This is a genomic window from Streptomyces sp. SS7, assembly GCF_037993025.1.
Taxonomy (GTDB): Bacteria; Actinomycetota; Actinomycetes; order Streptomycetales; family Streptomycetaceae; genus Streptomyces.
On record NZ_CP141223.1, the window covers coordinates 4,717,647 to 4,741,559 of the forward strand.

The following is a 23,913-nucleotide window of genomic DNA, read 5'->3' on the forward strand; positions in this document are numbered from 1 at the left end:
GTTGTCGGTCGGTTGCCGGGCGGGCGCCAGAAACCGACTCCCTGCGGGCGCCTCCTGCGGCTACCACCGGAGTACTAGTCACGCCCTCTATCTCCGGTTGCAGACCGCCCGCGCGGAGATCCGATCCCGAGTCGACGCCGGGGCGCGCACGGCGTCCCAGAATTTCTCCTGTGCAGCAGAACATCAGGGCCGGGCGACCGGCCGTCGGCTCGCTTCCGGCGCCAGGCAGGAGGACCCACCCGGTGAACCCACGACAGGAGCTCCGGTACGGCGTGCTCGGCCCCGTCGAGGTGCTCAGAGGCGACGTCTCCCTCGACCTGGGCCCCCGGCAGCGCCGGCTGCTGCTCGTCCGTCTCCTGCTGGAGGACGGCCGGCCCGTCTCGCAGGACACCCTCTGCCGCGATCTGTGGCCCACGGACCGGCCGGCGGGCGCCGCCTCCTCCGTCCGCGCGCACATCAGCAGGCTGCGCGCGGTCCTCGACCCGGTCCGCCAGGGCCGCTCCACCGTGCTGGTCAGCGGCCCCGCCGGGTACGCGCTGAAGACACCGGCCGGGACCCGGGACACCGCCGTGTTCGAGGAGTCCGTGAGCCGGGCCCGCGAGGACCTGAGGAACCGCCGGCTGTGCACCGCCCGGCGGGAGATCGACGCCGCGCTCGCACTGTGGCGCGGCGAGGCGCTGGCCGAGGCCACCGAGCACCCCTTCGCGCTACGAGAGCGCACCCGGCTCGACGGCGCCCTGCACGACGCCAGGGAGCTCCGGGCGGCGATCCTCGTCCAGCAGGGCGAGACGGAACCGGCGATCGGCGTCGCGCAGGGCCTCGTCCTCAGGGCCCCGCTGCGGGAGACGTCCTGGGCGCTGCTGATGCGGGCCCTGTACGCGGCCGGCCGGCCGGTGGAGGCGTTGCGCCAGTACGAGCGGTTCCGCGCCATGCTCGCCACGGAACTCGGCCTGGACCCCAGCCCGCAGCTCAGGGACCTGCACACCGCGATCCTGCGGCACGACGTCGCCGTCCTCGGCACCCCGCAGCCGGCCGACCCGGTCACGGCCCCCCGCGCCGTCCCGCTCTCCCCGGGTCTCGACGTCCCCTCCGCGGGCGTCCCCAGCGCGAGCGTCCCCCCGGAGCCCGCCGTCACCGAGGTCACCCCGTTCGTGGGCCGGCAGGAGGAGCAGAAACAGCTGGCCTCGCTGCTGGCGGCCGCGGCGACCGGCCGCCCCCGCTGGGCCGTGATCGCCGGGGAGCAGGGCTCCGGGAAGACCCGGCTGACGGACGAGCTGTCCGCCTGGGCCGTCTCGACCGGGTTCACCGTGGCCCGCACCCGGGCCGGCCAGGCCCTCAGCGGGAACCGCGGGATCTCCCGGACCTGCCCCACCGTGCAGCTCCTGGACGCGCTGCGGCAGGACGGCAAGGACTCGGCCGCGGACGAGGAGGCGCGCGCGGACCCGCTCGCCACGGTCGTCGACGAGCTGACCCGACGCCCCACACTGGTCGTCGTGGACGACCTCGACGAGGCCCCGCAGGGCTTCCACCGGCTGCTGCGCCGCCTCGCGAAGGTGCTGCGGGAGGCGCCGGTGGTGTTCGTGTGCACCCTGCGCGATCCCGACGCCCCGGTCTCCGGCACCCTCCTCGCCGACCTGGCCCTGATCGGCGCGACCTGGCTGACCCTGGACCCGCTGACCGCGGACGACGTGGCCGACCTGCTCGCGGCGCGCGGGGAGCAGGCCGGCCCCGAGGAGGCGGCGGCGCTGCACCGGCGTTGCGAGGGTCACCCGTTCACGCTGGCCGAGCTGGTGGAACTGCCGCCCGACCGGCGCACCGGCCCGCGCGCGCAGGTGCCGGCCGGCGTGCGCACCCTCCTCCGCGCGCGCCTGGTCGACCTGCCCGATCCGGCGCGGACCATGCTCACCTACGCCGCCGCCGACGGCCCATGGCTGGACCTCGCTCTCCTCGCCGCCGTCCAGGGCCTGGCCCCCGAGCAGCTGCTGCCACTGATCGACGCGGCCGTCACCGCCCGGATCGTGGTCTGGGACGAGCCCGGCACGGGCGGCACCGGCCGCTACCGGCTGCCCGAGCTGCCCCGCGACGTCGTCCTGAGCAGCCAGACGCCGTCCGCCCGGCAGATCCGGCACGCCGCGTTCGCCCGGCAGCTCACGGCCCGCGACGGAGCCGATCCGGCGCGGCTGGCCCGGCACCTGCGCGCGGCGGGCCCGATGGCACCTGCGGTACGGCGGTCAACGACCCGGGTTTGAAGTCCCGGGCTTGCACAGCGGGCGCCACTGGGTGTGGTGCTGCGCTTGCGTCCTGTCCCGCCCTCGGGTGTCGGGGGTGGGTCTGGGGCGGTTGACTGCGCCCCGCGTCGCCACAACTCTTCCGCACGCCGGCGGATGTTGCGGGAGCCGTTGCGGTCCGCGTGATCAACGCATCCGCAGGACCGGCACGCGAACCAGGCCTGGGAGACCCGGTTCGCTCTGTCGATGTGGCCGCACTCGGCGCAGGTGCGGGAGGTGTACGCCGGATCGACGTACACCACCGGCACACCCACCTTGCGGGCCTTGTACGCGATGAACGCCTCGCCACCACCCGATGCGATTCCTCCCAGGCGTAGACGCCTGGAGTTCCTCGCAAGGATGTCGCTGAACTCCCCCAGAAACAGATGCTGTTGCTCTTATCATCACCGACCCCGCTCCCTACGATCGGTGGATGACGCAACCGACGCATCCGACGCAACCCGCGCAACCCGGCTCCCAGGTGCCCCCGCCCGTCCCCTACGGCAGACCGCCGGGCCCACCGGCGGACCCCGGCGCGGCCGGCGACCGGCTCTCCGGCGCGCTGCTGCTCGTCGGGGCGGCCCTCGCCCTCACCGGTTCCTTCACCACGCTCGACACGTCGAAGGAGACCATCGGCAGCGGCAGCAGCAGCGCCGCGGTCTACCGGACCGTCGCGAAGGCGTGGTCGTACACCACCTCGGTCCCGGGCCAGAAGTCCCACTCGGTCACGCAGTTCGACGGCGTCCCGCTGCTCGTCGGCGCCCTCCTCGCCGTGACCGCGGGGGTCCTGCTGCTGACCGGTTCCGGCGGCCGGCAGCCGCTGGTCCGGGTGTTCGGTGTCACCGGAGCGGTGCTGCTGTTCGGCACGACGCTGACGGTGGCGGTCTCCACGGTCGGTGACGGCCAGTGGGACACCGGCGGCCGGTCCACGACCTTCGGCCCCGGCTTCTACCTGCTGACGGTCGCCTGTGTGCTGGGGCTCGCCACGACCGTCCTCACCGTGCTCGCCACCCGGCGCCCGGCCACCGCCCCCGCGGCCGTTCCCGCCCCGTACCCGCAGCCCTGGGCGACCGGCCCGGTCCCGCAGGCGTACCCCCAGGCGTACCCGCAGGCCCCGCAGCCGCCGGCGCAGCCCTACCCGCAGGCGCAGTCCTACCCCCCGGCCCAGCAGCCCCCGCCGCTTCCGCACCAGCCGCCGCAGCAGCCCCCGCACCAGCCGCCGGCCCCGCCCGCCGGCTGAGGGCGCGGGCGCACGCCTGGTCGTCGGCGATCAGCACCCGGATCGGCGTACGGCCCGTCATGCGGCGCTCCCCACGGACCGGCCCGCCGCCCGGACCTCGTCCCGGCGCACCGGACGAGAGTGGGCACCACCGCCGGACGCCACCGGCAACCACCCGCCCCCGCCGAGGAGTTCACCATGGGCGACGTCCACTTCGAGATCGGCGCCACGACCGTGCTCGGGCCCCTGCCGGCCGCGTACGGCCTGCTCGTGGCCGTACGCGCCCGTCGGGGCCGGGCAGGCTGGACCGGGCGGCACGCGGTGACCCGGATGCCGGCCGCGGCGTACGCCGCAGGCGTCCTCGCCCTCACGCTCTTCCCCGTCGTCGTGACCTACGGCGAGTACGCCAACCTGATGCCCTGGACGAACCAGATCAACTGGGTGCCGGTGCCCAGTCCCGACCCGAGCATCCTCGCCAACGTGGTCCTGACGGTGCCGCTCGGTGTGCTGCTCCCGCTGACGACCGCCCGCCTCGGCGCCGCGTGGCGGTCGGCCTCGCGATCGAGGTGAGCCAGCTGCTGATGTACGTCGTCGTCAACAACGCCCGGCTGACGGACACCACCGATCGGCTCGTCAACACGCTCGGCGGGTACCTGGGTTGCGTGGTCCTGTACCGCGCGGACCGGATCGCCGACCTCGCCGACCCGCGGACGACCCCCGTCCGCGACCCGGCGCCCCTCAGCCCACCGCCCGCCTGATGAGCGCGCCGATCAGCTCCTCGTCGGCGGCGGTCGGCTCGGTCAGGGCGAAGGCGGTGGGCCACATACCGCCGTCGTCGAGGCGCGCCGCGTCGTTGAAGCCGAGCGTGGCGTAGCGGGACTTGAACTTGTGCGCGCTCTGGAAGAAGCAGACGACCTTGCCGTCCCGGGCGTAGGCCGGCATGCCGTACCAGAGCTTCGGCACGAGCCCCGGCGCCTGCGCCCGGACGAGGGCGTGGATCCGCTCGGCGAGGGCCCGGTCCGCCTCCGGCATCTCCGCGATCTTCGCGAGGACCTCGCCCTCCGTGTCCGCCTTGGCGCCGCGCGAGCCGCGCCGCGCGGCCGCCTTCACTTCCTTCGCGCGCTCCTTCATCGCGGCGCGTTCCTCGTCGGTGAACCCTTCGTGCTGACGGGTCTCGCTCATGACCGGTCTCCTCTCCCGGGCGCCCCGAAGAGCCCGGCGGCGGTCGCGCGCTCGGCGCGACGCTTCAGCAGGTAGGCGTACGGCGACGCACCGTACGCGAGGGTGAACTCACGGCTCAGCAGGCCGGCCGGCATGTCCGCGGCCACGGCGAGCGCGAGGACGTCCAGCGGTCGCACGTACTCCCGGTCGATCCGGTCCCGGACCCGGCGCAGCCGCGCGAGGTCGCTCAGGCGCCGCGCCGCGAGCAGCGCGTGCCGCCATCCCGGGTGACACATGGCGGAACCCCCCTTCCCCGTGTGCGGCTCAGCGGAGTTCCTGGATGCGGATCAGATTGCCCGCGGGGTCACGGAAGGCGCAGTCGCGGATGCCGTACGGCTGCTCGGTCGGCTCCTGGACGACCTCGGCACCCTGGGCGGTCACCTTCTCGAAGGTGCCGTCGAGGTCCGGGGTGGCCAGCAGGATCCAGCCGTAGGTGCCCTTGGCCATCATCTCGGCGATGGTGCGCCGCTCGGCCTCGGTGACACCGGGGTCCGCGGCGGGCGGGGCCAGCAGGATGGACGTTCCGGGCTGGCCGGCGGGGCCGACCGTGATCCAGCGCATCTTGCCCTGTCCCACGTCACTACGGACCTCGAAGCCGAGGACGTCGCGGTAGAACGCCAGCGACGCGTCCGGGTCGTCGTGCGGGAGGAAGGTCGTGTGAATGGTGATGTCCATGACTTCCACGCTAGCCGCGGCGGGGTCCGGGGCGCTTCTCCGAATCTGACCGGTCCGCACCCGACCGGTCGGCGCACCCGGGCCGGGCCGGGCCGGGAACGCGGCTCGGAGCGTCAGGCCTTCGCCGCGTCGTACTCCTCGCGGGCCTTCTCGATGGCGGCCATCCGCAGGTCCGTCCAGTGCGCGAGGGCGCGGACCTGTTCGGCGGCCTCGCGGCCGAGGTCCGTGAGGGAGTAGTCGACGCGGGGCGGGATCACGGGCTTGGCGTCGCGGTGGACCATGCCGTCGCGTTCCAGGGTCTGGAGGGTCTGGGTCAGCATCTTCTCGCTGACCCGGCCGATCTCCCGGCGCAGTTCGCTGAAGCGGTACGGGCGGTCGAGCAGCGCGATCAGGACGAGGGTGCCCCAGCGGCTGGTGAGGTGCTCCAGGGCGCCTCGCTGCGGACACATCGCGTCCCCGCCGACGAGCCGCAGTCGGTCCGGGCGCGCCGTCTCGGTAGCTGCCATGCCCTCACCTTACGACCGTTGCGTCCCGGTCCGGGAGCGCCGGTGCGGGCGGCCGCGGGGCACCGGGCCACCTCGATCGGACCAGCAAGAATCGGCGCCGGGCTCGCGGCCCGGCCAGACTCGGACGCGAAGGGGCCCGGGGCCGGGCATCCGTCCGCGGTGATCGGGCGGGGGCTCACCGTCCCCACTTCCTCACCTCCCCCCTCTCCCCTTCCCTCCCTTCGTTCCCTCTTCCCTCTCCCTGTCCCGCTGCGGCGCCGACGCGCGTCCGGAGCGGGCCCGGGCGCGTCGACGCGCGTCCGGGGCCGGTGCCGCAGGTCGTCGAGATGGTCCGCGAGCCGGTCACACCACCACCCCCCCACCCCCATGCCGTCCCCTCGGGGCCGGCGAAAGGAACCCCCATGCGCTCAAGCACCGCAGCCGCGACCGCCGTCGCCCTCGGCACCACCGCCCTCCTGCTCGTCCCGGCAGCCGTCCCGGCCGCCACGGCCGCCGCCGGCAACCGCCCGCGGATCAGCGGCCATCGCGGCGCCGCCGGGTACGCGCCCGAGAACACCCTGCCGTCCTTCGACACGGCCGACGCGCTCGGCATCGACTGGGTGGAGACCGATGTGCAGCGCACCCGGGACGGTGAGCTGATCCTGCTGCACGACCGGGACCTCAGGCGGACGACGGACGTCGAGTCGGTGTTCCCGTCCCGCGCGGACCGCCCGGTCGGCGACTTCACGGCGGCCGAACTGGCCCGTCTGGACGCGGGCAGTTGGATGGGGGCCCGGTTCGCGGGCACCCGCATCCCGACCCTGGCCCGGACCCTCGACCGGCTGGACCGCAACGGCCAGAGCCTGCTGCTGGAGATCAAGCAGCCCGATCTGCATCCGGGCATCGAGGACGACATCCTCGACGTGCTCGGCCGCAAGGGCTGGCTGGACCGCGGCCATGTCGACCACCGGCTGACCGTCATGAGCTTCGGTACGAACGCCGTGCGGACGATCCACCGCAAACGCCCGGAGCTGAAGACGTCCGTCCTGGTCACCGCTCGGCCGACGGCCGCGGCCCTGCGCGGGTACGCGACCTACGCCGACCAGGTCAACCCCGACTACCGGCAGGTCTCCGGCGATTTCGTGGCCGCCGTGCACGCGCTCAAGGGCGCGCACGGCAAGCGGCTGGAGACCGTCCCCTGGGTGATCAACACCGCGTCGGCGGCGCGTACGGTCGCCGGATGGGGGGCGGACGGCATGACGAGCGACCTCCCGGACGTGGCCGCCAGAGCCCTCGACTGAGGCTCCCGGACTCCGGACTCCGGACTCCCGAACTCCCGAACTCCCGGACTCCCGGACTCCCGGCCCCGCCCTCAGCCGCCGCGGGCCGCCTTCACGAAGGCGGTGATGAGGGCGGGGTCCTTGACGCCCCGGCTGCTCTCCACCCCGCTGGAGACGTCGACGCCCCAGGGCCGGGTGACGGCAACGGCGACCCGGACGTTGTCCGGGGTGAGCCCGCCGGCGAGCAGCCACTTCTCCCCGGAGCCGGCCGGGGTCCAGCGGGACCAGTCCCAGGCGACCCCGGACCCCGGTACCGGGGCGTCGAGCAGGAGCAGGTCCTCACCCAGTTCCCCCGGGCGCGGCACGGAGTCGCCGAAGGCGGCCGCCCGGATCAGCGTCCAGCCGCCGGTGGCGAGTGCGTCGTAGTAGCCCCGGTCCTCCGGGCCGTGCAGCTGGACGGCCCGGATGCCGGACTCGACGGCCAAGGACCGTACGTCGTCGAGGGGTTCGGCGCGGAACACGCCGACGGTCAGGACGTGCGCGGGCACCCGCCGGGCGAGGCGTGCGGCCGTGACGGCGTCGATCCGGCGGGGGCTGGCGGAGAACACGAACCCGATGGCGTCGGCTCCCGCCTCGACGGCCGTGTCGACGTCCCGCTCGGTGCTCAGACCGCAGATCTTGACGAAAAGGGGGTCACTGGAGTTGCTCACGGGCCCCAGCCTGCCGCATCGCGCTCTCCGCGGGCGACACCGGGCCGACGGAGGCCGCGGCGGCCGGTCAGGACGCAAGGGGCCAGGGCCGCTTGCGTCCAGTCGATCTCCCTGATGGACCGGCTCGGCGCCCGCAGCCGCTTCGAGGCCGGTGTGCGAGCCGTCCAGCAGGGATGGCTGCCGCCCCACCTCTGAACGGTGACGCAGGCCACATAACCCTGCCGATGAGTTCGCTCCCGTCCCCCGGTCGGAACGGGTGACACCACCGACCCCGACGGGAGCGCCACCATGACCGCCGCCGCAGCCAAGGGCCCCGCCTCCTACTTCCCCTCCATCGAGAAGAAGTACGGCCGGCCGATCGCGGAGTGGAAGGACCTCATCCGCTCCTCGCCGCCGACCCGGCACATGGAGCTGGTGAACTGGCTGAAGTCCGAGCACGGGCTGGGACACGGCCACGCCAACGCCCTCGTCGCCGACACGCTCGCGGAGCGCTAGGCTCCACACGGTGACCATTCGCCCCTTTTGACCACTTCCGCCCCTCTCTCGCGCCCAGGAGGTTGCGATGGCCTCGCGACTCAACCCCTACCTCAGCTTCAACGGCGACGCCCGGACGGCGCTGGAGCACTACAAGGACGTCTTCGGCGGCACGCTGACGCTGAGCACGTTCGGCGAGTTCGGCCAGGCGGGCACCCCGCAGGCGGACCAGATCATGCACGGCATGCTGGAGGCACCCAACGGCTTCACCCTCATGGGCGCCGACACCCCGCCGGGGATGGACTACAGCCCCAGCGGCAACGTCTCCGTGAGCGTGAGCGGCGACGACGACGCCGAACTGCGCGGCTACTGGGAGAAGCTGTCCGCCGGGGCCGAGGTGTCCGTCCCGCTGGACAAGCAGATGTGGGGCGACGTCTTCGGCATGTGCACGGACCGCTTCGGCATCACCTGGCTCGTCAACATCGCCCAGCAGCAGTCCTAGACCTGGTACTGGCCGACCTCCAGGAAGTAGCGCAGTTCCTCGGGGGTGCCGTCCAGGGCGGTCCGGGCCGCCGCGCGCAGGGCCGCGCTGATGTCGGTCCGCGCGAGGATCCGCGCGACGGCGACCCGGTCGTCCTCGGCCCGCGCGAGCCGGTAGCCGGTGGCCAAAAACGCCTCCCGGTCCGCCGCCGTGCCGTCGAGCGCCCTCCCGGCCTCCCGCCGCACCGCCTTGCCACTCTCCGGCGCGGCCAGCAACCGCGCGATCGCCACCCGATTGTCCTCGTCCCGCGCGAGCGCGAGCCCCGTGGCCAAAAACGCCTCCCGGTCCGCCGCCGTGCCGTCGAGCGCCCTCCCGGCCTCCCGCCGCACCGCCTTGCCACTCTCCGGCGCGGCCAGCAACCGCGCGATCGCCACCCGATTGTCCTCGTCCCGCGCGAGCGCGAGCCCCGTCTTCAGGAAGGCGCGCAGATCGTCGGCGGTGCCGTCCAGGGCCCTCCCGGCCTCCCGCCGCACCGCCTTGCCCGCGCTGTCGTCGGCGAGGACGCGTGCGACCGCGATCCGCAGCTCCTCCTCCGTCATCGAGTCGTACGGCGACTCGTCCCCGGCGGTGGCGGAAGCGGCCGTCGCCGCCGTCGCCGTGGCCCCGAAGGACGGCGAGGCGAGCAGCAGGGCCGGGGTCAGCGCGCCCACGGCAAGGGCGAGCGCCGCACGATTGGCTCTCATTGTCGTTCCCCCATGATTGATTGGCTTGGTGCCGGCGGAACGATCCTCCAGGATCGAACGGCGCCGCGCACTGCGCGGACCGGGCAGTCTTGACCGCCGGTTCGTTGCCGGAACACGAACGCGGGGGGCGTATGGCGGGGGAGATTCCCGAGCAGTACCTGGACGGCTACACGCGGCTGCTGACGGAGGTCACGGCCACCGGCCGCCGGCTGAGCCGGGCGGAACTGGAGTCACGGCGCGCCCTCGGCGAACGCGCCGCCGAAGCCGGTCACGGCCTGCGGGCCCTGGTCAGCGCCCACCTGGCCGCCGCCCGCTCGGTCCGGCCCGGCCCCACCCGCACCGCGGGCTCCGCCGACACCACCCTGGCCGCCGTACACCAGGTGATAGACGCCCTGGCCGAGGGGTACGAGCGGGCCGGGCGGCTCGCGGTCCGGCGGGAGGAGGCGGCCCGCCGGGAGTTCATCGACGATCTGCTCTACGGCCGCAGCGACCTGGGCCGCCTCGCGCAGCGCGCCGAGCGCTTCGGCCTGAGCCTGTCGCACACCCACGCCGTCGCCGTCGCCCGGGGCCCCGCCGCCTACGACGAAGGCGACCCGGTGCCGCGCGCGGTGGAGCGCGCGCTGCTCGCCCGGTTCGGCGACCGCGAGGTGCTGCTGACCACCAAGGACGGGCTGCTGGTGTGCGTGGCCCCCGGCCACCGGGACGAGGTCCTGCCCGCCTTCGCCCGGCGGGCGCGGGCCGCGACCGGCGGCGGGCAGGTGGCGATCGGCCGCCCGCAGCCGGGCCCCGGCGGGGTCGTCCAGTCCTACGAGGAGGCGCTCAACTCCCTGGAACTCGCCGGGCGGCTGGGCCTGACCGACCCGGTGCTGCGCGCCGCCGACCTGCTCGTCTACCAGGTCCTGACCCGCGACCGGCAGGCGATGGCCGACCTGGTGCAGGCGGTCCTCGCCCCGCTGACCACCGCCCGCGGCGGCGCCGAGCCCCAACTCGCCACACTCACGGCCTACTTCGAGTCCGGCTGCGTCGCGGCCCAGGCCGCCCGCCGGCTGTCGCTGAGCGTGCGCGCCCTGACGTACCGGCTGGACCGCATCCGCCGGCTCACCGGCGTCGACCCCACCGACGCCGCCCACCGCTACACCCTGCAGACCGCCGTCATCGGCGCCCGTCTCCTGGACTGGCCGGCCCGGCCGCTCTGACCGACGCCCCCCCACAGCCCGCCCACGAAAACGACATGAATGGTTCACATCATGTCCACATCCGGCGGGTTGAGGGGAAAGGAACCGGCCATTGACTCTCCCCGCGCGCCTCGAACACGAAGCCGTATGAGGAGAACACCGTTTCCTTTAGGGGGACCGCAGTGGCGTCCGCAGTGGAGGTTTCCGGCGCGCCGGAGCCCGACAGACCCGTTCCTCGACGGCTGCACACGGCCCGGGACCTCGGTGACCGGATCTTCCGGTACCAGCTGACGGCCACCGGTGTCACCGTCCTCGCCATCATGGCGGCCGTGGGCCTGTTCCTGCTGCTGAGGGCCGGTCAGGCCCTGCGCGCCCGGGGGTTCGGCTTCCTCACCACCGCGGCCTGGCAGCCGGACGTCCACAACTTCGGGATCGCGGCCGTGCTCACCGGCACCCTGCTGATCGCCGTCGTGGCGGTGACGATCTCCGTGCCGCTGGCCGTCGGGACCGCGCTGTTCATCTCGGACGTGGCCCCGCGCGGGCTGCGCCGCACCCTCGTCACCATGGTCGACCTGATGGCGGCCGTCCCGTCGGTGGTCTACGGCCTGTGGGGGCTGTTCTTCCTCCAGCAGCACGTGATCGGCCTGTCGCGCTGGCTGTCGACCTGGTTCGGCTGGGTCCCGCTGTTCGCCGTCGACGGCACCCGGCCCGGCGAGCCGCTCGCCTCGGACAGCGTCTACACCGCCTCCACCTTCGTCGCCGGGATCGTCGTCGCGCTGATGGTCGCGCCGATCCAGTGCTCGGTGATGCGGGAGGTGTTCGCCCAGGCGCCGGCGGGCGAACGGGAAGGCGCCTACGCGCTCGGCGCCACCCGCTGGGGCATGATCCGCGCGGTCGTCCTGCCGTACGGCAAGGGCGGCATCATCGGCGGCACGATGCTCGGCCTCGGCCGGGCGCTCGGCGAGACCATCGCCGTCTACCTGATCATCTCGCCGGTCTTCACCATCCAGCCGCACATCCTGCAGACCGGCTCGAACTCGGTCTCCTCGCTGATCGCCCTGCACTACGGCGACGCCTCCACCTTCGGCATGTCGGCGCTGATGGCGGCGGGCCTGGCGCTGTTCCTGCTCACCCTGGCGGTCAACTTCACCGCCTCCTCCATCGTGGCCCGCTCCCGGTCCGGCGCACAGAGCGAGGCATGAGATGACCGTCGTGGACCACGCCCCCGCCCAGCCGGCCGAGGCCGGCCCCGGAGCCACCGCCCCGGCCCCGGAACTCCCGGACGTACCGCGCCGCATCGGCGGCCTGACCCGCTCGGGGGTCCTCTCCCTCGCCGGAGCCGCGGCCTCCGGGCTGTGCGTCGCCGTCCTGCTGTTCGGGGAGATCGCCCCGTTCTCCGGCAGCCTCGGCTTCACCGTCACCGCGTACGCCGCCTTCCTCGCCGTCTACGCCGTCCTCACCGCGCTGGAGGAGGACGGCCAGGCGGTCCGCGACCGGGTGATGACGGTCGTCCTGTGGACGGCGGCCGGACTCCTCTTCAGCGCGCTCGCCCTGGTCGTCGGCTTCACCGCCTGGCGGGGCCGCGAGGCGCTCCCGCACGGCAACTTCTTCACCCAGGACATGCAGGCGGCCGGCCCGCTCGACCCGCTGTCCCACGGCGGCATCGCCCACGCGATGCTCGGCACCCTGATCATGATCGCCATCGCGCTCACCATCACGGTCCCGCTGGGCCTGGCCTGCGCGGTGTACCTCAACCAGATCCCCGGCCGCTTCTCCCGGTTCGTGCGCACCATCGTCGAGGCGATGACCGCGCTGCCCTCGATCGTCGCCGGTCTCATGGTGTACGCCGTCTGGATCCTCGGCCTCGGCATGCAGAAGTCGGGCCTGGCGGCGGGCTTCGCGATCAGCGTGATGATGCTGCCGATCGTGATCCGCGCCTCGGACGTGGTCCTGCGTCTGGTCCCCGGCACCCTCACGGAGGCGGCGGAGGCCCTCGGCGCCCCCCGCTGGCGGACCGTGTGGCACGTCGTCCTGCCGACGGCCCGCTCGGGCCTCGCCACGGCGGTCATCCTCGGCACCGCGCGCGGTATCGGCGAGACCTCCCCCGTCCTGCTGACGGCCGGCTTCACGGCCGCCCTGAACGCCGACCCGACGAACGGCCCGATGGTCTCCCTCCCGCTGGCCGTCTTCAACTTCGTCAAGTCCCCCGAGCCCACGATGATCGCCCGCGGATTCGGCTCGGCGGCGGTCCTGATGGCCATCGTCCTGATCCTCTTCGCGATCGCCCGCGTGATCGGCGGCAGGGGCCCCGGCCACCAGACGAAACGCCAGGCACGACGAACGGCGAGAGCATCCCGCCAGGACGTTGCGAGATACGCCCGCAGCAGCCCACCCAGGGGCGCGGGGAACTGCGCGACCAGCCCCAACGCACCCGCACCCGACAACGGAGACAGCGACCGATGATCACCGCCCTCAGACGGCTCGGCATCCTGGCCGCACTCATAGGCATCCTCGGCGCCCTCACCGGCGCCCCCGCCCAGGCCGACACCTACACGCCCATCGCCGGCGCGGGCTCCACCTGGGCCGAGAACGCCGTCGACGAGTGGCGCAGGGCCGTCAACCAGTACGGCATGCGCATCAGCTACGCCGGCACCGGTTCGTCGGACGGCCGCCGCCAGTTCCTCTCCGGCACCGTCGACTTCGCCGTCTCCGACATCCCGTTCCAGACCAACCCCACCGACGGCAGCGCGGCAGAACGCCCCGCACAGGGGTCGTACGCCTACATGCCGATCGTCGCCGGCGGCACCGTCTTCATGTACCACCTGACGGTCAACGGCAAGCGGGTCACCAACCTCCGCCTCTCCGGCGACGTCGTCACGAAGATCTTCACGGGGGCCGTGAAGACCTGGGACGACCCGGTGATCAAGGCGGACAACCCCGGGCTCCAGCTCCCGCACCGCCCGATCGTGCCCGTGGTCCGCTCCGACGGCTCCGGCTCGACCGCCCAGTTCACGCTGTGGATGGCCGCCCAGCACAAGGCGCTGTGGCAGGCCTACTGCGCCAGGGTCGGCCGCTCGGGGGCGTGCGGGCAGACCTCGTACTACCCGACGGTCTCGGGCATGATCGCCCAGTCCGGTGACCTCGGGGTCGCCGGGTACGTCGCCCAGAACTACGGCGAGGGCGCGATCGGTTACGTCAACTACTCCTACGCCCTCAACGCGCACTATCCGGTCGCCAAGGTCCTCAACCACGCCGGCTACTACACCGAGCCCACCCCGCAGAACGTGGCGGTCTCGCTGCTCAAGGCGAAGATCAACACGAACAGGAACTCCGCCGACTACCTCACCCAGCAGCTCGACGGCGTCTACAACGACAGCGACCGGCGCAACTACCCGCTGTCCAGCTACTCGTACATGATCCTGCCGCTGAAGGTGCAGGGCACCTTCACCAAGGCCAAGGGCAAGACGCTCGGCGCGTTCTCCTACTACTTCATGTGCCAGGGCCAGCAGCAGGCGCCCGACCTCGGCTACTCGCCGCTGCCGATCAACCTGGTGCAGGCGGGCTTCGACCAGATCCGCCGGATCCCCGGTGTGCAGGCGCAGAGCATCAACATCCGCAACTGCAACAACCCGACCTTCACCACCAACGGCCGCAACAAGCTGGCCGAGAGCGCGCCCTACCCGAACGACTGCGACAAGAAGGGCGCCGCGCCCTGCACCACCGGCAGCGGCGGCGCCAAGTCGACCGGCGCGAAAGGCGGTTCGGGCGGGGCGTCCGGCGGCTCGACCGGTGGCGGCGCGGGCGCCTCGGGCGGCACGGCCGGCGGCGGCACGGGCGCGTCCGGCTCCGCCGGGCAGCCGTCCGTCGACCCCGACACCGGCCAGACCCTGAGTCCGGGCGGCGGCACGGCGACCGGTTCCGGCGGCGGTACGGCCACCACCGCCGACGGCACGGTCGCCCTCGCCCAGCCCGTCGCGATCGCCGGGCACACCGGCTGGACCTCCACCCAGACGCTGATGCTGCTCGCCGCGTTCCTCGTCCTCGCCCTGATCCTGCTGCCCTCGCTGGTCTCCCGGCTGCTGCGCGGCGGCGGCTCCTCGAACGGGGGCACGCGATGAACGCCGTACGCCGGACCCTCCTCCGTCTCGTCGCCGGTGCCGCCGTGGGCGCCCTCGCCGGGCTCGCGGTCGCCCAGGCCGCCCCGCCCGCGACGGCGGCCCCCTCCTCGTCCTCCGCCGTCACCGTCTCCGGGCGCGGCGAGTTCCGGGACATGAGGTTCACGGTCTCCCAGACCGCCGACCTCACCAGCCAGGCCGTCACCGTCTCCTGGAGCGGCGGCACCCCGAGCACCTTCGCGGGCACCCTGTTCGACACGGACTTCGTGCAGATCATGCAGTGCTGGGGCGACGACGACGGCACGGTCCCCGCCAACCCGGGCCCCCCGCGCACCCAGTGCCAGTACGGGGCCTCGCCGACCACGGACCGGGGCAGCTGGCCCGGCAACGACTACGACGACACCCGCCGGGTCTTCTACAGCGCCGAGCCCACCAACTACGGCCAGGACGACCGATACGGCGCCACCAACCCCAACGCCCCGGGCGAGGTGCCGTTCAAGCCGGTCAGCGGCGCCACCGTCACCTCCAACACCCAGAACAACCCGTACTTCAACCGCAACACCACCAACGAGATCGACTTCGCCCGCACCGGCGCCGACGGCACCGGCAAGGAGTTCTTCGAGGTGCAGACCGCCAACGAGGCCCCGCACCTCGGCTGCGGCGTCGTCGTGAAGACCGACGGGGTGTCCCGGCCGCGCAGCTGCTGGCTGGTGATCGTCCCGCAGGGCCACCTCGACCTCGACGGCAAGCCGTACGCGGACCACAGCCAGGTCAACGCGGGCTCCCCGGTCTCCTCCACCAACTGGAAGAACCGCGTCGCGATCCCGCTGCGCTTCAACCCGGTCGGCACCAACTGCGCCCTCGGCTCCGACGAACGGCCCACCACCGGCAGCGAACTGGCCGCCGACGCCATGACGAGCTGGCAGACCGCCCTGTGCGCCACCGGAAAGGTCTACGGCTACACCGAACTCGGCGAGCCCGACACCCGCGCCCGCCTCGGCAACGACGGCTCCTCCGGACTCGCCTTCACCACCCGCGCGCTGGGCGCCGACGCGGGCACGAGCGCTCCGGACGACCCCACCGTCTACGCGCCGACCGCGCTCTCCGGCACCGTCATCGGCTTCACCATCGAACGCAGACCGAAGGCCACCGCCTCCCAGGCCACGCAGAGACTCGCCGGGAGCAAGATCGAGTCCATCGACCTCAACCCGCGTCTGGTGGCCAAGCTGCTCACCGAGTCCTACCGCAACTCCCCCTGGGGAGCGGTCATCGGTTCCACCGCCGCCCAGGGCTACGGCTGGGCGAGGAACAACCCGGCCGGCCTCGCGAGCGACCCCGAGTTCATCGCACTCAACCCCGAGTTCGCGGAGCTGTCGGTCGCCGAGACCCCGGCCACCGACACCGACCTGCTGACGTCGCTCGGCCACTCCGACTCGGCCCGCGCGGTGTGGCAGTGGATCGTCGCCGACAAGGACGCCCGGGGCTTCCTCGCCGGGGTGTCCGACGACTGGGGCATGCGGGTCAACCCGTACTTCAGCACCAACACGGACCTCAACCCGACCGGTTTCGCCTTCGACCCGGCGAACACCGACACCTACCCCAAGAGCGACCCGTGGTGCACGATCCCGCCGGGCACCGGCGCCACCGAGAAGCAGTGCATGATCGACTTCCACCCGTACGTGGCGGACATGCACGCCGGCGCGCTGCACACCCTGCGCACCGACAGCCTGTGGAAGGCGAGCTGGGACCCGCTGGCCAGCCCGCCGGCGTACAAGAACTCGGGCCCGCAGACCGTCGGCTCCCGGTTCATGATCACCATCACGGACGCGGCCTCCGCCGCCCGGTACGGACTGCGCACCGCGCGCCTGCTCAACGCCGCCGGCACGTACGTCGCCCCCAGCGGCGTCACCCTGACCGCCGCCGCGGCGAGCGCCACCGGCAAGAGCGCCCCCGAGATCAGCCCCGCCAAGGCCACCGCGAAGGACGCCTACCCGCTCGCCCAGCTGGTCTACGCGGCCGTACGCCCCGCGAAGCTGGACGCCGCCGCCCGCAAGGACTACGCGACCCTGCTGCGGTACGCGGCCGGCACCGGCCAGACGACGGGCGCCGACCCGGGCCTGCTCCCGGCCGGATACGCCCCGCTGACGCGGACGCTGCGCGCCCGGACCACCCAGGCCGCCGACGCGCTCCTGCACTACAAGGCCCCCTCCACCGGGAGCGGCGACGCATCGGCCGCGGGCGGCGGCTCCGGCGGCTCCACGACCACGGGCGGCACCACCGGTGACCTCTCCGGCGGCACGGCGGGCGGCACCACCACCGGCGGCGCGGGCGCGAGCGCCAGTGCCACCCCGAGCAGTGCGGCCTCCTACGGCGGCGGCAAGGTCGTACAGACCACCGCCGCCGGCGCCACGCCCGCCGACCCCGCGAACCCGCTGCGCTACGCCGTCCCCGTCGGGGCCGCCCTCGGCGCCGTGGCGGGGGTGGGCGCGCCGTTCGCGGGCGGCGGCCGGCTGCGCCTGCCGCTGCGGCTGCCGCTCCCCGGCGGCCGCACGGTGACGGTCGTACCGGAAGTCGCCCTGCCCGAACGGCTGCGCAGACTCCTGCGGCCCTGAGCGCCCCCTCGGGCGGCGCTCCCCACGGACGGCCGCCCGCCCCGAAGGACAGTCGGGGCGGACGGCCCGCACCACCCTGCCAGATCGATCCACCTGTTTCTCCACCCCTTTCGCACAGTCACGGAGACTCTCCATGCGCAGAACGCGCTCCACGGCCGCGCTCGTCGCCGCCGCAGTGGTGGCCGGCGGTGTGGCTCTCGCGAGCCCGGCGTACGCCGACCCCACCCCCGCCGGGACCTTCCGCCAGCTGGTCGGCGTGGGCTCCGACACCACCCAGGACGTGCTCAACGCCCTCGCCGGCGACACCGTGGGCGGCAAGGACTACTCCGGAACCGCCGTGAAGTCGGCGACCGGCGCGGGCATCGCCTCCTACGACGCGATCGGCTCATCGACGATCCAGACCCGCTCGGGCGGTGCGTCCTTCAACCGCCCGAACGGCTCCGGAGCGGGCCGCACGGCGCTGAGCATGTCCCTCACCGGTGACAAGTTCCCCAGCAGCAACGGTGTCGCCATCAGCGGCCAGGTCGACTTCGCCCGCTCCTCCAGCGGTCCGAGCTTCTCCGGCAACGCCCTCACCTACATCCCGTTCGCGCGGGACGCGGTCGGCATCGCGGTCCGCGGCTCCGGCCTGGACTCGCTGACGTCCCAGCAGCTGTTCGACATCTACAAGGCCAACGGCACGCGCGTCCTGGGCGGCCAGACCCTGCACCCGGTCCTGCCGCAGACCAACTCCGGCACCCGCAAGTTCTTCCTGCAGGCCATCGGTCTGACCGAGGACACCGTCGACACCAGCCTGCCGACCGTCCAGGAGAACCAGGCGAACACGGCCCTCACCCAGGACGGCTCACTCGTGCCGTTCTCCGTGGGCAGCTGGATCGCACAGAACAACGGCATCGCCCCCGACTACAGCTCCACCGCGGTCGCCGCGGGCGCGCACCTGGCCAGCGTCCAGCTGCCGGGCGACACGGGCGGCGTCACCAGCCCGATCACCACGGTCGACGGCAAGCTCGCCCCGGTCCCCCACTACTACGAGAACTCCACCTTCGGCCGCGACGTCTACAACGTCGTCCCGAGCCGCGCGATCGACACGAGCAGCGTCTTCTTCGACAAGGACCTCTACGACGTCTTCGTCACCAGCGGCGACCACGAGGCGGCCCTGGCCTCCGAGAACGCCGAGAAGGTCATCGCGGCCTTCGGCTTCCTGAACGAGTCGTACAACGGCTCGATCAACCTGGCCAAGCACGCCAAGGTCGGCGGTCTGGAGATCAAGGGCCTGACCACGCCCGGCGCGCCTGTGCTCCAGACCACCGTGGGCGACGCGAGCGTCAACCTGACCTGGACCGCGCCGGTCCCCGCCCCCGCGCAGCCCGTCACCGACTACCGCGTCACCCTGAAGGACGCGGACGGCGGCGTCGTGGCCACGAAGGACGTGCCGGCGAGCACCACCTCGTACTCCTTCACCGGCCTGGCCACCGGCACCTACACCGCCACCGTCGCCGCCGCCACCGTCGTCGGCACCGGCGCGGAGGCCACCTGGACCGGTGCGGTCAAGTACGCCAGCACCGTCAAGGCGACCGCCGCGGCCACCGCGTACGGCAGGACGCCGAAGGTCGTCGTCACCGTCACCGGCTCGCACGCGGTCGCCCCGGCCGGCACCGTGACCGTGAAGGAGGGCTCGACCACGCTCGGCACCGGCACCCTCAACGGCGGCACGGTCACCCTCGGGCTGTCGAACCACCTCAAGGTCGGCACGCACAGCCTGACCGTGTCCTACGGCGGCAGCACCCGGCTGAACGGGTCCTCGGCCGCGGTCTCCCTGAAGATCACCAAGGCGACGCCGTCGGTCGCGACCACCGCCCCGGCCTCCGTGGCCCACACCGCCCGCGCCAAGGCCACCGTCAAGGTCACCGCGACGGGCACCACGCCCACCGGCACCGTCCGGATCTACGAGGGCACCAGGGTGATCGCCACCGGCACCCTGAGCGGCGGCAAGGTCACCGTCACGCTGCCCAGGCTGGCCCGGGGCCGCCACACCCTGCACGCGAGCTACCTGGGCTCCCCGACGGTGAGCGCCAGGAACGGCGCGAACTTCGTCATCCGGTCCACCTGATCGCACCGGACCCCGGCGGCCGGGGAGACCACTGAGGGAGTGTCTCCCCGGCCGACCGGCCCCGGTCCGCCCGCCCCGGCCGTACCCCTGCCCCTGCCTCTGCCCCTGGCCCTGCCCGTACCCGTACCCATGCCCCTGTCCGTACCCCTGACCTGAAGGAGGCGGGCCGCCGTGACGGTCGCCGTACCCTTGACGCCCCCCCGCGTCCGCAGCGTCACCGCCGTCCGTCATCTCGCCCGCGGCGGCCTGCTCGGCCTGGCCGCCCTGCTGCTCGGCATCACCGCACAGCTGCTGGTGATCAGCGGCGCACAGGAACACTCCGCACAGCACGCGGCCTACGACGAGCTGCGCAACCAGCTCGCCCTCGGCACCGCCCCGGTCGCCCAGACCGACCAGGAGGGCCGGCTGCTCGCCCCCGGCACCCCGGTCGCGATCGTCGACGTCCCCAGCCTGGGGACGACCCAGGTCGTCCTGGAGGGCACCGACTCCTCCGTCCTCACCGACGGCCCCGGCCACCGCCGGGACACCCCCCTGCCCGGTCAGGCCGGCACCAGCGTCCTGATGGGCCGCGCCGCCGCCTACGGCGGCCCCTTCAGCGGGCTCTCCTCCCTCGCGGCGGGCGACACGTTCAGTGTGACCACCGGCCAGGGCAAGGCCACGTACCAGGTCAGCGGCGTACGACGGGCCGGTGACCCGGCGCCCGCGCCGCTCGCCGCCGGCAAGGGACGGCTCGTCCTGGTCACCGCCACCGGCTCCCCGTTCGTCCCGTCCGGGGTCCTGCGCGTGGACGCCGACCTGATGTCCACGCCCTTCCCCACCCCGGCCGCGGTGATCCGCTCCGGCACGCTCCCCGCCTCCGAGGAGCCGCTGGCCCGGCCCGACGGGGTGCCCTGGCCGCTGGTGATGTGGCTCCAGGCGCTGCTGCTCGCCGCGGTGGCCGCGGTCTGGGCCTGGCACCGGTGGGGCCGCCACCAGACCTGGATCGTCTTCGCCCCGGTCGTCGCGGTGCTCGGCCTCCAGGTCGCCACCCGCACCACCGAGCTCCTGCCCAATCTGCTGTGAGGTGTCCGACATGACCGAAGTAGCCGAGTCCCTGACCGACACGGTGGTCCTCCCCCCGGTGGAGACCACCGCCCCCGGCGCCGCCCCCGCCACGCTCGACGCCCGCGCCGTCTCGGCCTGGTTCGGCACCCACCAGGTGCTCAGCCGGGTGTCGCTGACCATGCCCGCCGGCCGGGTGACCGCCCTCATCGGCCCCTCCGGCTGCGGCAAGTCGACGTTCCTGCGCACCCTGAACCGGATGCACGAGATGATCCCGGCCGCCCGTTTCGGCGGCGAGGTGCTCTTCGAGGGCGAGGACATCTACGACCCCTCCTGGCGCCTGACGGACGCCCGCCGCAGGATCGGCATGGTCTTCCAGAAGCCGAACCCGTTCCCCGCCATGTCGATCTACGACAACGTGGCCGCGGGCCTGCGCCTGACGGGCACCAAGGCGAACCGCCGCGAGAAGGACGTCCTGGTCGAGGAGTCCCTGTCCCGGGCCGGCCTGTGGAAGGAGGTCCGCGACCGGCTGCGGCAGCCCGGCGGCGCGCTCTCCGGCGGCCAGCAGCAGCGGCTGTGCATCGCGCGGGCCCTGGCCGTGCGTCCCCGGGTGCTGCTGATGGACGAACCCTGCTCCGCCCTCGACCCCACCTCCACCCGCCGGGTGGAGGAGACCATCCAGGAGCTGGCCGGGCAGGTCACGGTCGTGATCGTCACCCACAACATGCAGCAGGCCAACCGCGTCTCCCAGCAGTGCGCCTTCTTCCTCGCCGAGCAGGGCACGCCCGGCGGGATCGTCGAGGCGGGCCCCACCGAGGACATCTTCGGCTCCCCGCGGGACCAGCGGACGGCGGACTACGTGGCGGGCCGCTTCGGCTGACGGGCCCCCCAGGCACCCGCGTGCCGGAAAATCGACGGTATGAGGATCTCGCAGCGCGCCCGGGCCATCGCCCCCTTCTACGCCATGGAGTTCGGCAAGCAGGCCGCCGAACTGGAGGCGGCCGGTCACCACGTCGTCAAACTCAGCCTGGGCGAGCCCGACTTCGGCGCGCCGCCCGCCGTCCTGGAGGCCATGCGCACCGCCATGGACGGCCGGCCCATGGCGTACACGGCGGCCCTCGGGCTGCCCGCGCTGCGGCAGGCGATCGCCCGCTTCTACGCCGACCGGCACGGCGTCGAGGTCGATCCGGCCCGGGTGGTGGTGACCGCCGGCGCCTCCGCCGCGCTGGTGCTGGCCGCCGCCGCCCTCGTCGACCCCGGCGACGAGGTGCTGATCGCGGACCCGTCCTACCCGTGCAACCGGCAGATCATGGAGAGCTTCGGCGCCCGCGTCGGCCTCGTGCCGACCAGCCCCGCCTCCCGTTTCCAGCTGGACGCGGCGTCCGTCCGGTCGCAGTGGACGGACCGCACCTGCGGCGTCATGATCGCCACCCCGTCCAACCCCACGGGCACCTCCGTCCCGGCGGACGAGCTGCGGGCCCTGTGCGCCCTCGCCCGGGAGCGCGGGGCGTGGCGGCTGGTCGACGAGATCTACCTCGACCTCGGCGACCCCGACGGCCTCGGCCGCCCGCCGGGCACCGCCCTCGCGCACGATCCCGACGCCGTCGTCATCAACAGCTTCTCGAAGTACTTCGGCATGACCGGCTGGCGGCTCGGCTGGTGCGTCGTGCCCGAGGCCCTCGTGCCCGCGCTGGAGCGCCTCGCCCAGAACTACTTCCTGTGCGCGTCCGCCCCGGCCCAGCACGCCGCCCTGGCGTGCTTCACCCCCGAGTCGCTGGCCGTGGCCGAGGCCCGGCGGGTGGAGTTCGCCGAGCGCCGGGCGCTCGTCCTCGACGGCCTGGAGCGGATAGGGCTGCCGGTGCCGGTGCCGCCGGACGGCGCGTTCTACGCCTACTTCGACGTCGCCGCCACCGGCCTGACCTCCTGGGAGTTCTGCGCCCGCGCCCTGCGGGAGGCCCATGTGGCGCTGACCCCGGGCCGCGACTTCGGCGTGGCCACGGCCGAGACCCATGTCCGTCTCTCGTACGCGGCGTCGTCCGGCGAACTACGCGAGGGCCTGGCCAGGCTGGGCAAGTTCCTGGCCGCCCCCTAGAGGCCGGTGCCCGCTCCCGGGTGGGCCGGAATGGCGTGAGCACGCCAGGGCCGCGCTGTTGCCGAAGCCGGTGGCGACAAGCAGGCCGCGTCGACCTGCCGGAGGTCCTGCTGGAGGTGTTCTCGTGGACTGGCGCCGACCAGGCGTTCGCCTCGATCACCGGCGGCGAGGCCAGGCTGAAGGACCTGCACATGACGGTCGCCGCGCTGCTGGTCGCGCACGGCTGCAACGTCGGCCACACGCCGGTCATCGGCGGGCCGGCGTCCCGGCCGTGACCGTGGCCCAGGGCGGACTGGTCCGGATTCTCGTCGTTGGTCAGGTTCCCGTTTATCGGGGTGAGCGCCCGACACGCGAGCCGACCCGGTGCGTGGGCGCGGGGCCGGGTCCTGGTACGAGTGCGGCGTGACCTTGCCTGCTGGCCGATCACTTCGCCTGAGAGAGCGAGACCGCGTCGGGGCCGGCGGGGAATCGCAGCTGGCCCGTCGTGTCGTGCACGGCTCGCCACACTGTCTCGGCGACGTCGCTCTCCTTGGTGAACAGGTCCTGGCCCGTGAAGTCGCCCATGGCCTTCTTCGCCCATGGTGCATAGGGCGCCGGGACCAGCTCGTCCAGCGAGGCGCCCTTCGTCGCGTTGGCCGCGAAGTTCGTCGTCAGGCAGGCGCCCGGCTCGACCGTCTTCGCCCGCACACCGAACGGCGCGAGCTCGAGCGCGAGGGAGGCGGTGAACCCCTCGACGGCCATCTTGCTCGCCTTGTAGACGGCCGAGAGCGGCATGTGCCCCAGCACCACGCTCGAGGTCACGTTCACCACCACGCCGGAGCCACGCTCGCGGAACTGGGGCAGCACCGCCTGCGTCATCGCCATCACGCCGAACGTGTTGGTCTCGAAGACCTCCCGCACTCGGGCCATGGGGGTGCCCTCGAACACGCTGATCGAGGGCACGCCCGCGTTGTTGACCAGGACATCGATGGGGCCCTCGGCCTCGAACGCGGCGGTGATGCTCTCGGGCCTGGTCACGTCGAGCTCGATGACGCGGAGCCGGTCCGACTCAGGAAGGACGCCTGGACGCGGCGTCCGCATGGTGGCGATGACGTTCCACCCCTGCGAGTGGAAGTAGAGGGCGGTCTCCCGCCCGTACCCGGATGAGGTACCAGTGATCAGAACTGTCTTCATGTTGTGCCCCTTTGCGATGTGGTGGGATCCATACGGGTAG

The 23,913-nt window shown here is 73.3% G+C and carries 24 protein-coding genes and 1 pseudogene; 17 read left to right on the forward strand and 8 right to left on the reverse strand.

Annotated elements, in window-relative coordinates; genetic code table 11:
* Window positions 1–242 precede the first annotated feature (242 nt).
* Window positions 243–2,249 (forward strand): BTAD domain-containing putative transcriptional regulator, encoded by a 2,007-nt coding sequence (locus U5640_RS21780; RefSeq protein WP_340377442.1) that lies wholly within the window; start codon window positions 243–245, stop codon window positions 2,247–2,249.
* Here U5640_RS21780 and U5640_RS21785 read toward each other — a convergent pair.
* Window positions 2,249–2,569, reverse strand: a pseudogene (locus tag U5640_RS21785) (transposase); the annotation flags it as partial. The gene U5640_RS21780 and the pseudogene U5640_RS21785 sit on opposite strands and share 1 nt — an antisense overlap.
* A gap of 131 nt (window positions 2,570–2,700) precedes the next feature.
* On the opposite strand from U5640_RS21785, the gene U5640_RS21790 reads away from it, so the two are divergent.
* From U5640_RS21790 to U5640_RS21800, 3 genes are all read left to right on the forward strand, one after another.
* Window positions 2,701–3,507: a hypothetical protein gene (locus U5640_RS21790; RefSeq protein ID WP_340377443.1), complete on the forward strand. Its 807-nt coding sequence runs from the start codon at window positions 2,701–2,703 to the stop codon at window positions 3,505–3,507.
* A 120-nt stretch (window positions 3,508–3,627) separates the two neighbouring features.
* Window positions 3,628–4,056 carry a VanZ family protein gene (locus tag U5640_RS21795; RefSeq protein WP_340377444.1) on the forward strand — a complete coding sequence of 143 codons (429 nt, stop codon included), beginning with the start codon at window positions 3,628–3,630 and terminating at the stop codon, window positions 4,054–4,056.
* Entirely contained in the window at window positions 4,029–4,244 is a 216-nt protein-coding gene (locus tag U5640_RS21800; RefSeq protein ID WP_340377445.1) for a hypothetical protein, read from the forward strand. Before U5640_RS21795 ends, U5640_RS21800 begins: the two co-directional genes overlap by 28 nt.
* On the opposite strand, the gene U5640_RS21805 is transcribed toward U5640_RS21800, so the two are convergent.
* The 4 genes from U5640_RS21805 to U5640_RS21820 form a co-directional block, all read right to left on the reverse strand.
* Window positions 4,225–4,668 carry a DUF1801 domain-containing protein gene (locus U5640_RS21805; protein ID WP_340377446.1) on the reverse strand — a complete coding sequence of 148 codons (444 nt, stop codon included), beginning with the start codon at window positions 4,666–4,668 and terminating at the stop codon, window positions 4,225–4,227. The genes U5640_RS21800 and U5640_RS21805 overlap by 20 nt on opposite strands.
* Window positions 4,665–4,943 (reverse strand): hypothetical protein, encoded by a 279-nt coding sequence (locus tag U5640_RS21810; protein ID WP_340377447.1) that lies wholly within the window; start codon window positions 4,941–4,943, stop codon window positions 4,665–4,667. Before U5640_RS21810 ends, U5640_RS21805 begins: the two co-directional genes overlap by 4 nt.
* 28 nt (window positions 4,944–4,971) lie before the next feature.
* Window positions 4,972–5,382, reverse strand: coding sequence for a VOC family protein (locus U5640_RS21815; protein ID WP_067258950.1), 411 nt, complete (start codon window positions 5,380–5,382; stop codon window positions 4,972–4,974).
* 113 nt (window positions 5,383–5,495) lie between these two features.
* Window positions 5,496–5,888: a helix-turn-helix domain-containing protein gene (locus U5640_RS21820; RefSeq protein ID WP_340377448.1), complete on the reverse strand. Its 393-nt coding sequence runs from the start codon at window positions 5,886–5,888 to the stop codon at window positions 5,496–5,498.
* Between the two features lie 401 nt (window positions 5,889–6,289).
* Between U5640_RS21820 and U5640_RS21825 the strand changes: the two genes are divergently transcribed.
* A complete protein-coding gene (locus tag U5640_RS21825) occupies window positions 6,290–7,168 on the forward strand; it encodes a glycerophosphodiester phosphodiesterase family protein (protein ID WP_340377449.1) in 879 nt (292 codons plus the stop codon).
* A 71-nt stretch (window positions 7,169–7,239) separates the two neighbouring features.
* Here the strand turns inward: U5640_RS21825 and U5640_RS21830 are convergent, their stop codons facing one another.
* Window positions 7,240–7,857 carry a phosphoribosylanthranilate isomerase gene (locus U5640_RS21830; protein WP_340377450.1) on the reverse strand — a complete coding sequence of 206 codons (618 nt, stop codon included), beginning with the start codon at window positions 7,855–7,857 and terminating at the stop codon, window positions 7,240–7,242.
* Between the two features lie 288 nt (window positions 7,858–8,145).
* On the opposite strand from U5640_RS21830, the gene U5640_RS21835 reads away from it, so the two are divergent.
* Window positions 8,146–8,352 carry a DUF4287 domain-containing protein gene (locus U5640_RS21835; RefSeq protein WP_340377451.1) on the forward strand — a complete coding sequence of 69 codons (207 nt, stop codon included), beginning with the start codon at window positions 8,146–8,148 and terminating at the stop codon, window positions 8,350–8,352.
* 67 nt (window positions 8,353–8,419) lie between these two features.
* A complete protein-coding gene (locus U5640_RS21840; RefSeq protein ID WP_340377452.1) occupies window positions 8,420–8,833 on the forward strand; it encodes a VOC family protein in 414 nt (137 codons plus the stop codon).
* Here U5640_RS21840 and U5640_RS21845 read toward each other — a convergent pair.
* Complete coding sequence (locus U5640_RS21845; protein WP_340377453.1) at window positions 8,830–9,555, reverse strand: ALF repeat-containing protein; 726 nt, start codon at window positions 9,553–9,555, stop codon at window positions 8,830–8,832. The two genes, U5640_RS21840 and U5640_RS21845, sit on opposite strands and share 4 nt — an antisense overlap.
* A gap of 131 nt (window positions 9,556–9,686) precedes the next feature.
* Between U5640_RS21845 and U5640_RS21850 the strand changes: the two genes are divergently transcribed.
* From U5640_RS21850 to U5640_RS21895, 10 genes are all read left to right on the forward strand, one after another.
* Window positions 9,687–10,751, forward strand: coding sequence for a helix-turn-helix domain-containing protein (locus U5640_RS21850; protein ID WP_340377454.1), 1,065 nt, complete (start codon window positions 9,687–9,689; stop codon window positions 10,749–10,751).
* A 161-nt stretch (window positions 10,752–10,912) separates the two neighbouring features.
* On the forward strand, window positions 10,913–11,932 hold the full coding sequence (gene pstC / locus U5640_RS21855; RefSeq protein WP_340377455.1) for a phosphate ABC transporter permease subunit PstC: 1,020 nt from the start codon (window positions 10,913–10,915) through the stop codon (window positions 11,930–11,932).
* A 1-nt stretch (window position 11,933) separates the two neighbouring features.
* Complete coding sequence (gene pstA / locus U5640_RS21860) at window positions 11,934–13,193, forward strand: phosphate ABC transporter permease PstA (protein WP_340377456.1); 1,260 nt, start codon at window positions 11,934–11,936, stop codon at window positions 13,191–13,193.
* Window positions 13,190–14,848 carry a phosphate ABC transporter substrate-binding protein PstS gene (locus tag U5640_RS21865; protein WP_340377457.1) on the forward strand — a complete coding sequence of 553 codons (1,659 nt, stop codon included), beginning with the start codon at window positions 13,190–13,192 and terminating at the stop codon, window positions 14,846–14,848. Before pstA ends, U5640_RS21865 begins: the two co-directional genes overlap by 4 nt.
* Window positions 14,845–17,457 (forward strand): hypothetical protein, encoded by a 2,613-nt coding sequence (locus U5640_RS21870; protein ID WP_340377458.1) that lies wholly within the window; start codon window positions 14,845–14,847, stop codon window positions 17,455–17,457. Before U5640_RS21865 ends, U5640_RS21870 begins: the two co-directional genes overlap by 4 nt.
* A gap of 133 nt (window positions 17,458–17,590) precedes the next feature.
* Window positions 17,591–19,567, forward strand: coding sequence for an Ig-like domain repeat protein (locus U5640_RS21875; RefSeq protein WP_340377459.1), 1,977 nt, complete (start codon window positions 17,591–17,593; stop codon window positions 19,565–19,567).
* 171 nt (window positions 19,568–19,738) lie between these two features.
* The gene (locus tag U5640_RS21880; RefSeq protein ID WP_340377460.1) at window positions 19,739–20,629 is read left to right on the forward strand and encodes a sortase; all 891 of its coding nucleotides are present in this window, start codon (window positions 19,739–19,741) and stop codon (window positions 20,627–20,629) included.
* A 10-nt stretch (window positions 20,630–20,639) separates the two neighbouring features.
* A complete protein-coding gene (pstB, locus tag U5640_RS21885; protein WP_340377461.1) occupies window positions 20,640–21,488 on the forward strand; it encodes a phosphate ABC transporter ATP-binding protein PstB in 849 nt (282 codons plus the stop codon).
* Window positions 21,489–21,527: 39 nt separating this feature from the next.
* Window positions 21,528–22,700: a pyridoxal phosphate-dependent aminotransferase gene (locus U5640_RS21890; RefSeq protein ID WP_340377462.1), complete on the forward strand. Its 1,173-nt coding sequence runs from the start codon at window positions 21,528–21,530 to the stop codon at window positions 22,698–22,700.
* Between the two features lie 35 nt (window positions 22,701–22,735).
* The gene (locus tag U5640_RS21895) at window positions 22,736–22,975 is read left to right on the forward strand and encodes a Tn3 family transposase (RefSeq protein ID WP_340377463.1); all 240 of its coding nucleotides are present in this window, start codon (window positions 22,736–22,738) and stop codon (window positions 22,973–22,975) included.
* Window positions 22,976–23,123: 148 nt separating this feature from the next.
* Here the strand turns inward: U5640_RS21895 and U5640_RS21900 are convergent, their stop codons facing one another.
* A complete protein-coding gene (locus U5640_RS21900) occupies window positions 23,124–23,873 on the reverse strand; it encodes an SDR family oxidoreductase (RefSeq protein ID WP_340377464.1) in 750 nt (249 codons plus the stop codon).
* Window positions 23,874–23,913 lie beyond the last annotated feature (40 nt).

Coding starts and splice junctions, on each gene's coding strand:
- U5640_RS21790 (WP_340377443.1), top strand. CDS start 2,701: ATGACGCAACCGACGCATCCGACGCAACCCGCGCAACCCGGCTCCCAG.
- U5640_RS21805 (WP_340377446.1), bottom strand. CDS start 4,668: ATGAGCGAGACCCGTCAGCACGAAGGGTTCACCGACGAGGAACGCGCC.
- U5640_RS21810 (WP_340377447.1), bottom strand. CDS start 4,943: ATGTGTCACCCGGGATGGCGGCACGCGCTGCTCGCGGCGCGGCGCCTG.
- U5640_RS21815 (WP_067258950.1), bottom strand. CDS start 5,382: ATGGACATCACCATTCACACGACCTTCCTCCCGCACGACGACCCGGAC.
- U5640_RS21820 (WP_340377448.1), bottom strand. CDS start 5,888: ATGGCAGCTACCGAGACGGCGCGCCCGGACCGACTGCGGCTCGTCGGC.
- U5640_RS21825 (WP_340377449.1), top strand. CDS start 6,290: ATGCGCTCAAGCACCGCAGCCGCGACCGCCGTCGCCCTCGGCACCACC.
- U5640_RS21835 (WP_340377451.1), top strand. CDS start 8,146: ATGACCGCCGCCGCAGCCAAGGGCCCCGCCTCCTACTTCCCCTCCATC.
- U5640_RS21840 (WP_340377452.1), top strand. CDS start 8,420: ATGGCCTCGCGACTCAACCCCTACCTCAGCTTCAACGGCGACGCCCGG.
- U5640_RS21845 (WP_340377453.1), bottom strand. CDS start 9,555: ATGAGAGCCAATCGTGCGGCGCTCGCCCTTGCCGTGGGCGCGCTGACC.
- U5640_RS21850 (WP_340377454.1), top strand. CDS start 9,687: ATGGCGGGGGAGATTCCCGAGCAGTACCTGGACGGCTACACGCGGCTG.
- pstA (WP_340377456.1), top strand. CDS start 11,934: ATGACCGTCGTGGACCACGCCCCCGCCCAGCCGGCCGAGGCCGGCCCC.
- U5640_RS21865 (WP_340377457.1), top strand. CDS start 13,190: ATGATCACCGCCCTCAGACGGCTCGGCATCCTGGCCGCACTCATAGGC.
- U5640_RS21870 (WP_340377458.1), top strand. CDS start 14,845: ATGAACGCCGTACGCCGGACCCTCCTCCGTCTCGTCGCCGGTGCCGCC.
- U5640_RS21875 (WP_340377459.1), top strand. CDS start 17,591: ATGCGCAGAACGCGCTCCACGGCCGCGCTCGTCGCCGCCGCAGTGGTG.
- pstB (WP_340377461.1), top strand. CDS start 20,640: ATGACCGAAGTAGCCGAGTCCCTGACCGACACGGTGGTCCTCCCCCCG.
- U5640_RS21890 (WP_340377462.1), top strand. CDS start 21,528: ATGAGGATCTCGCAGCGCGCCCGGGCCATCGCCCCCTTCTACGCCATG.
- U5640_RS21900 (WP_340377464.1), bottom strand. CDS start 23,873: ATGAAGACAGTTCTGATCACTGGTACCTCATCCGGGTACGGGCGGGAG.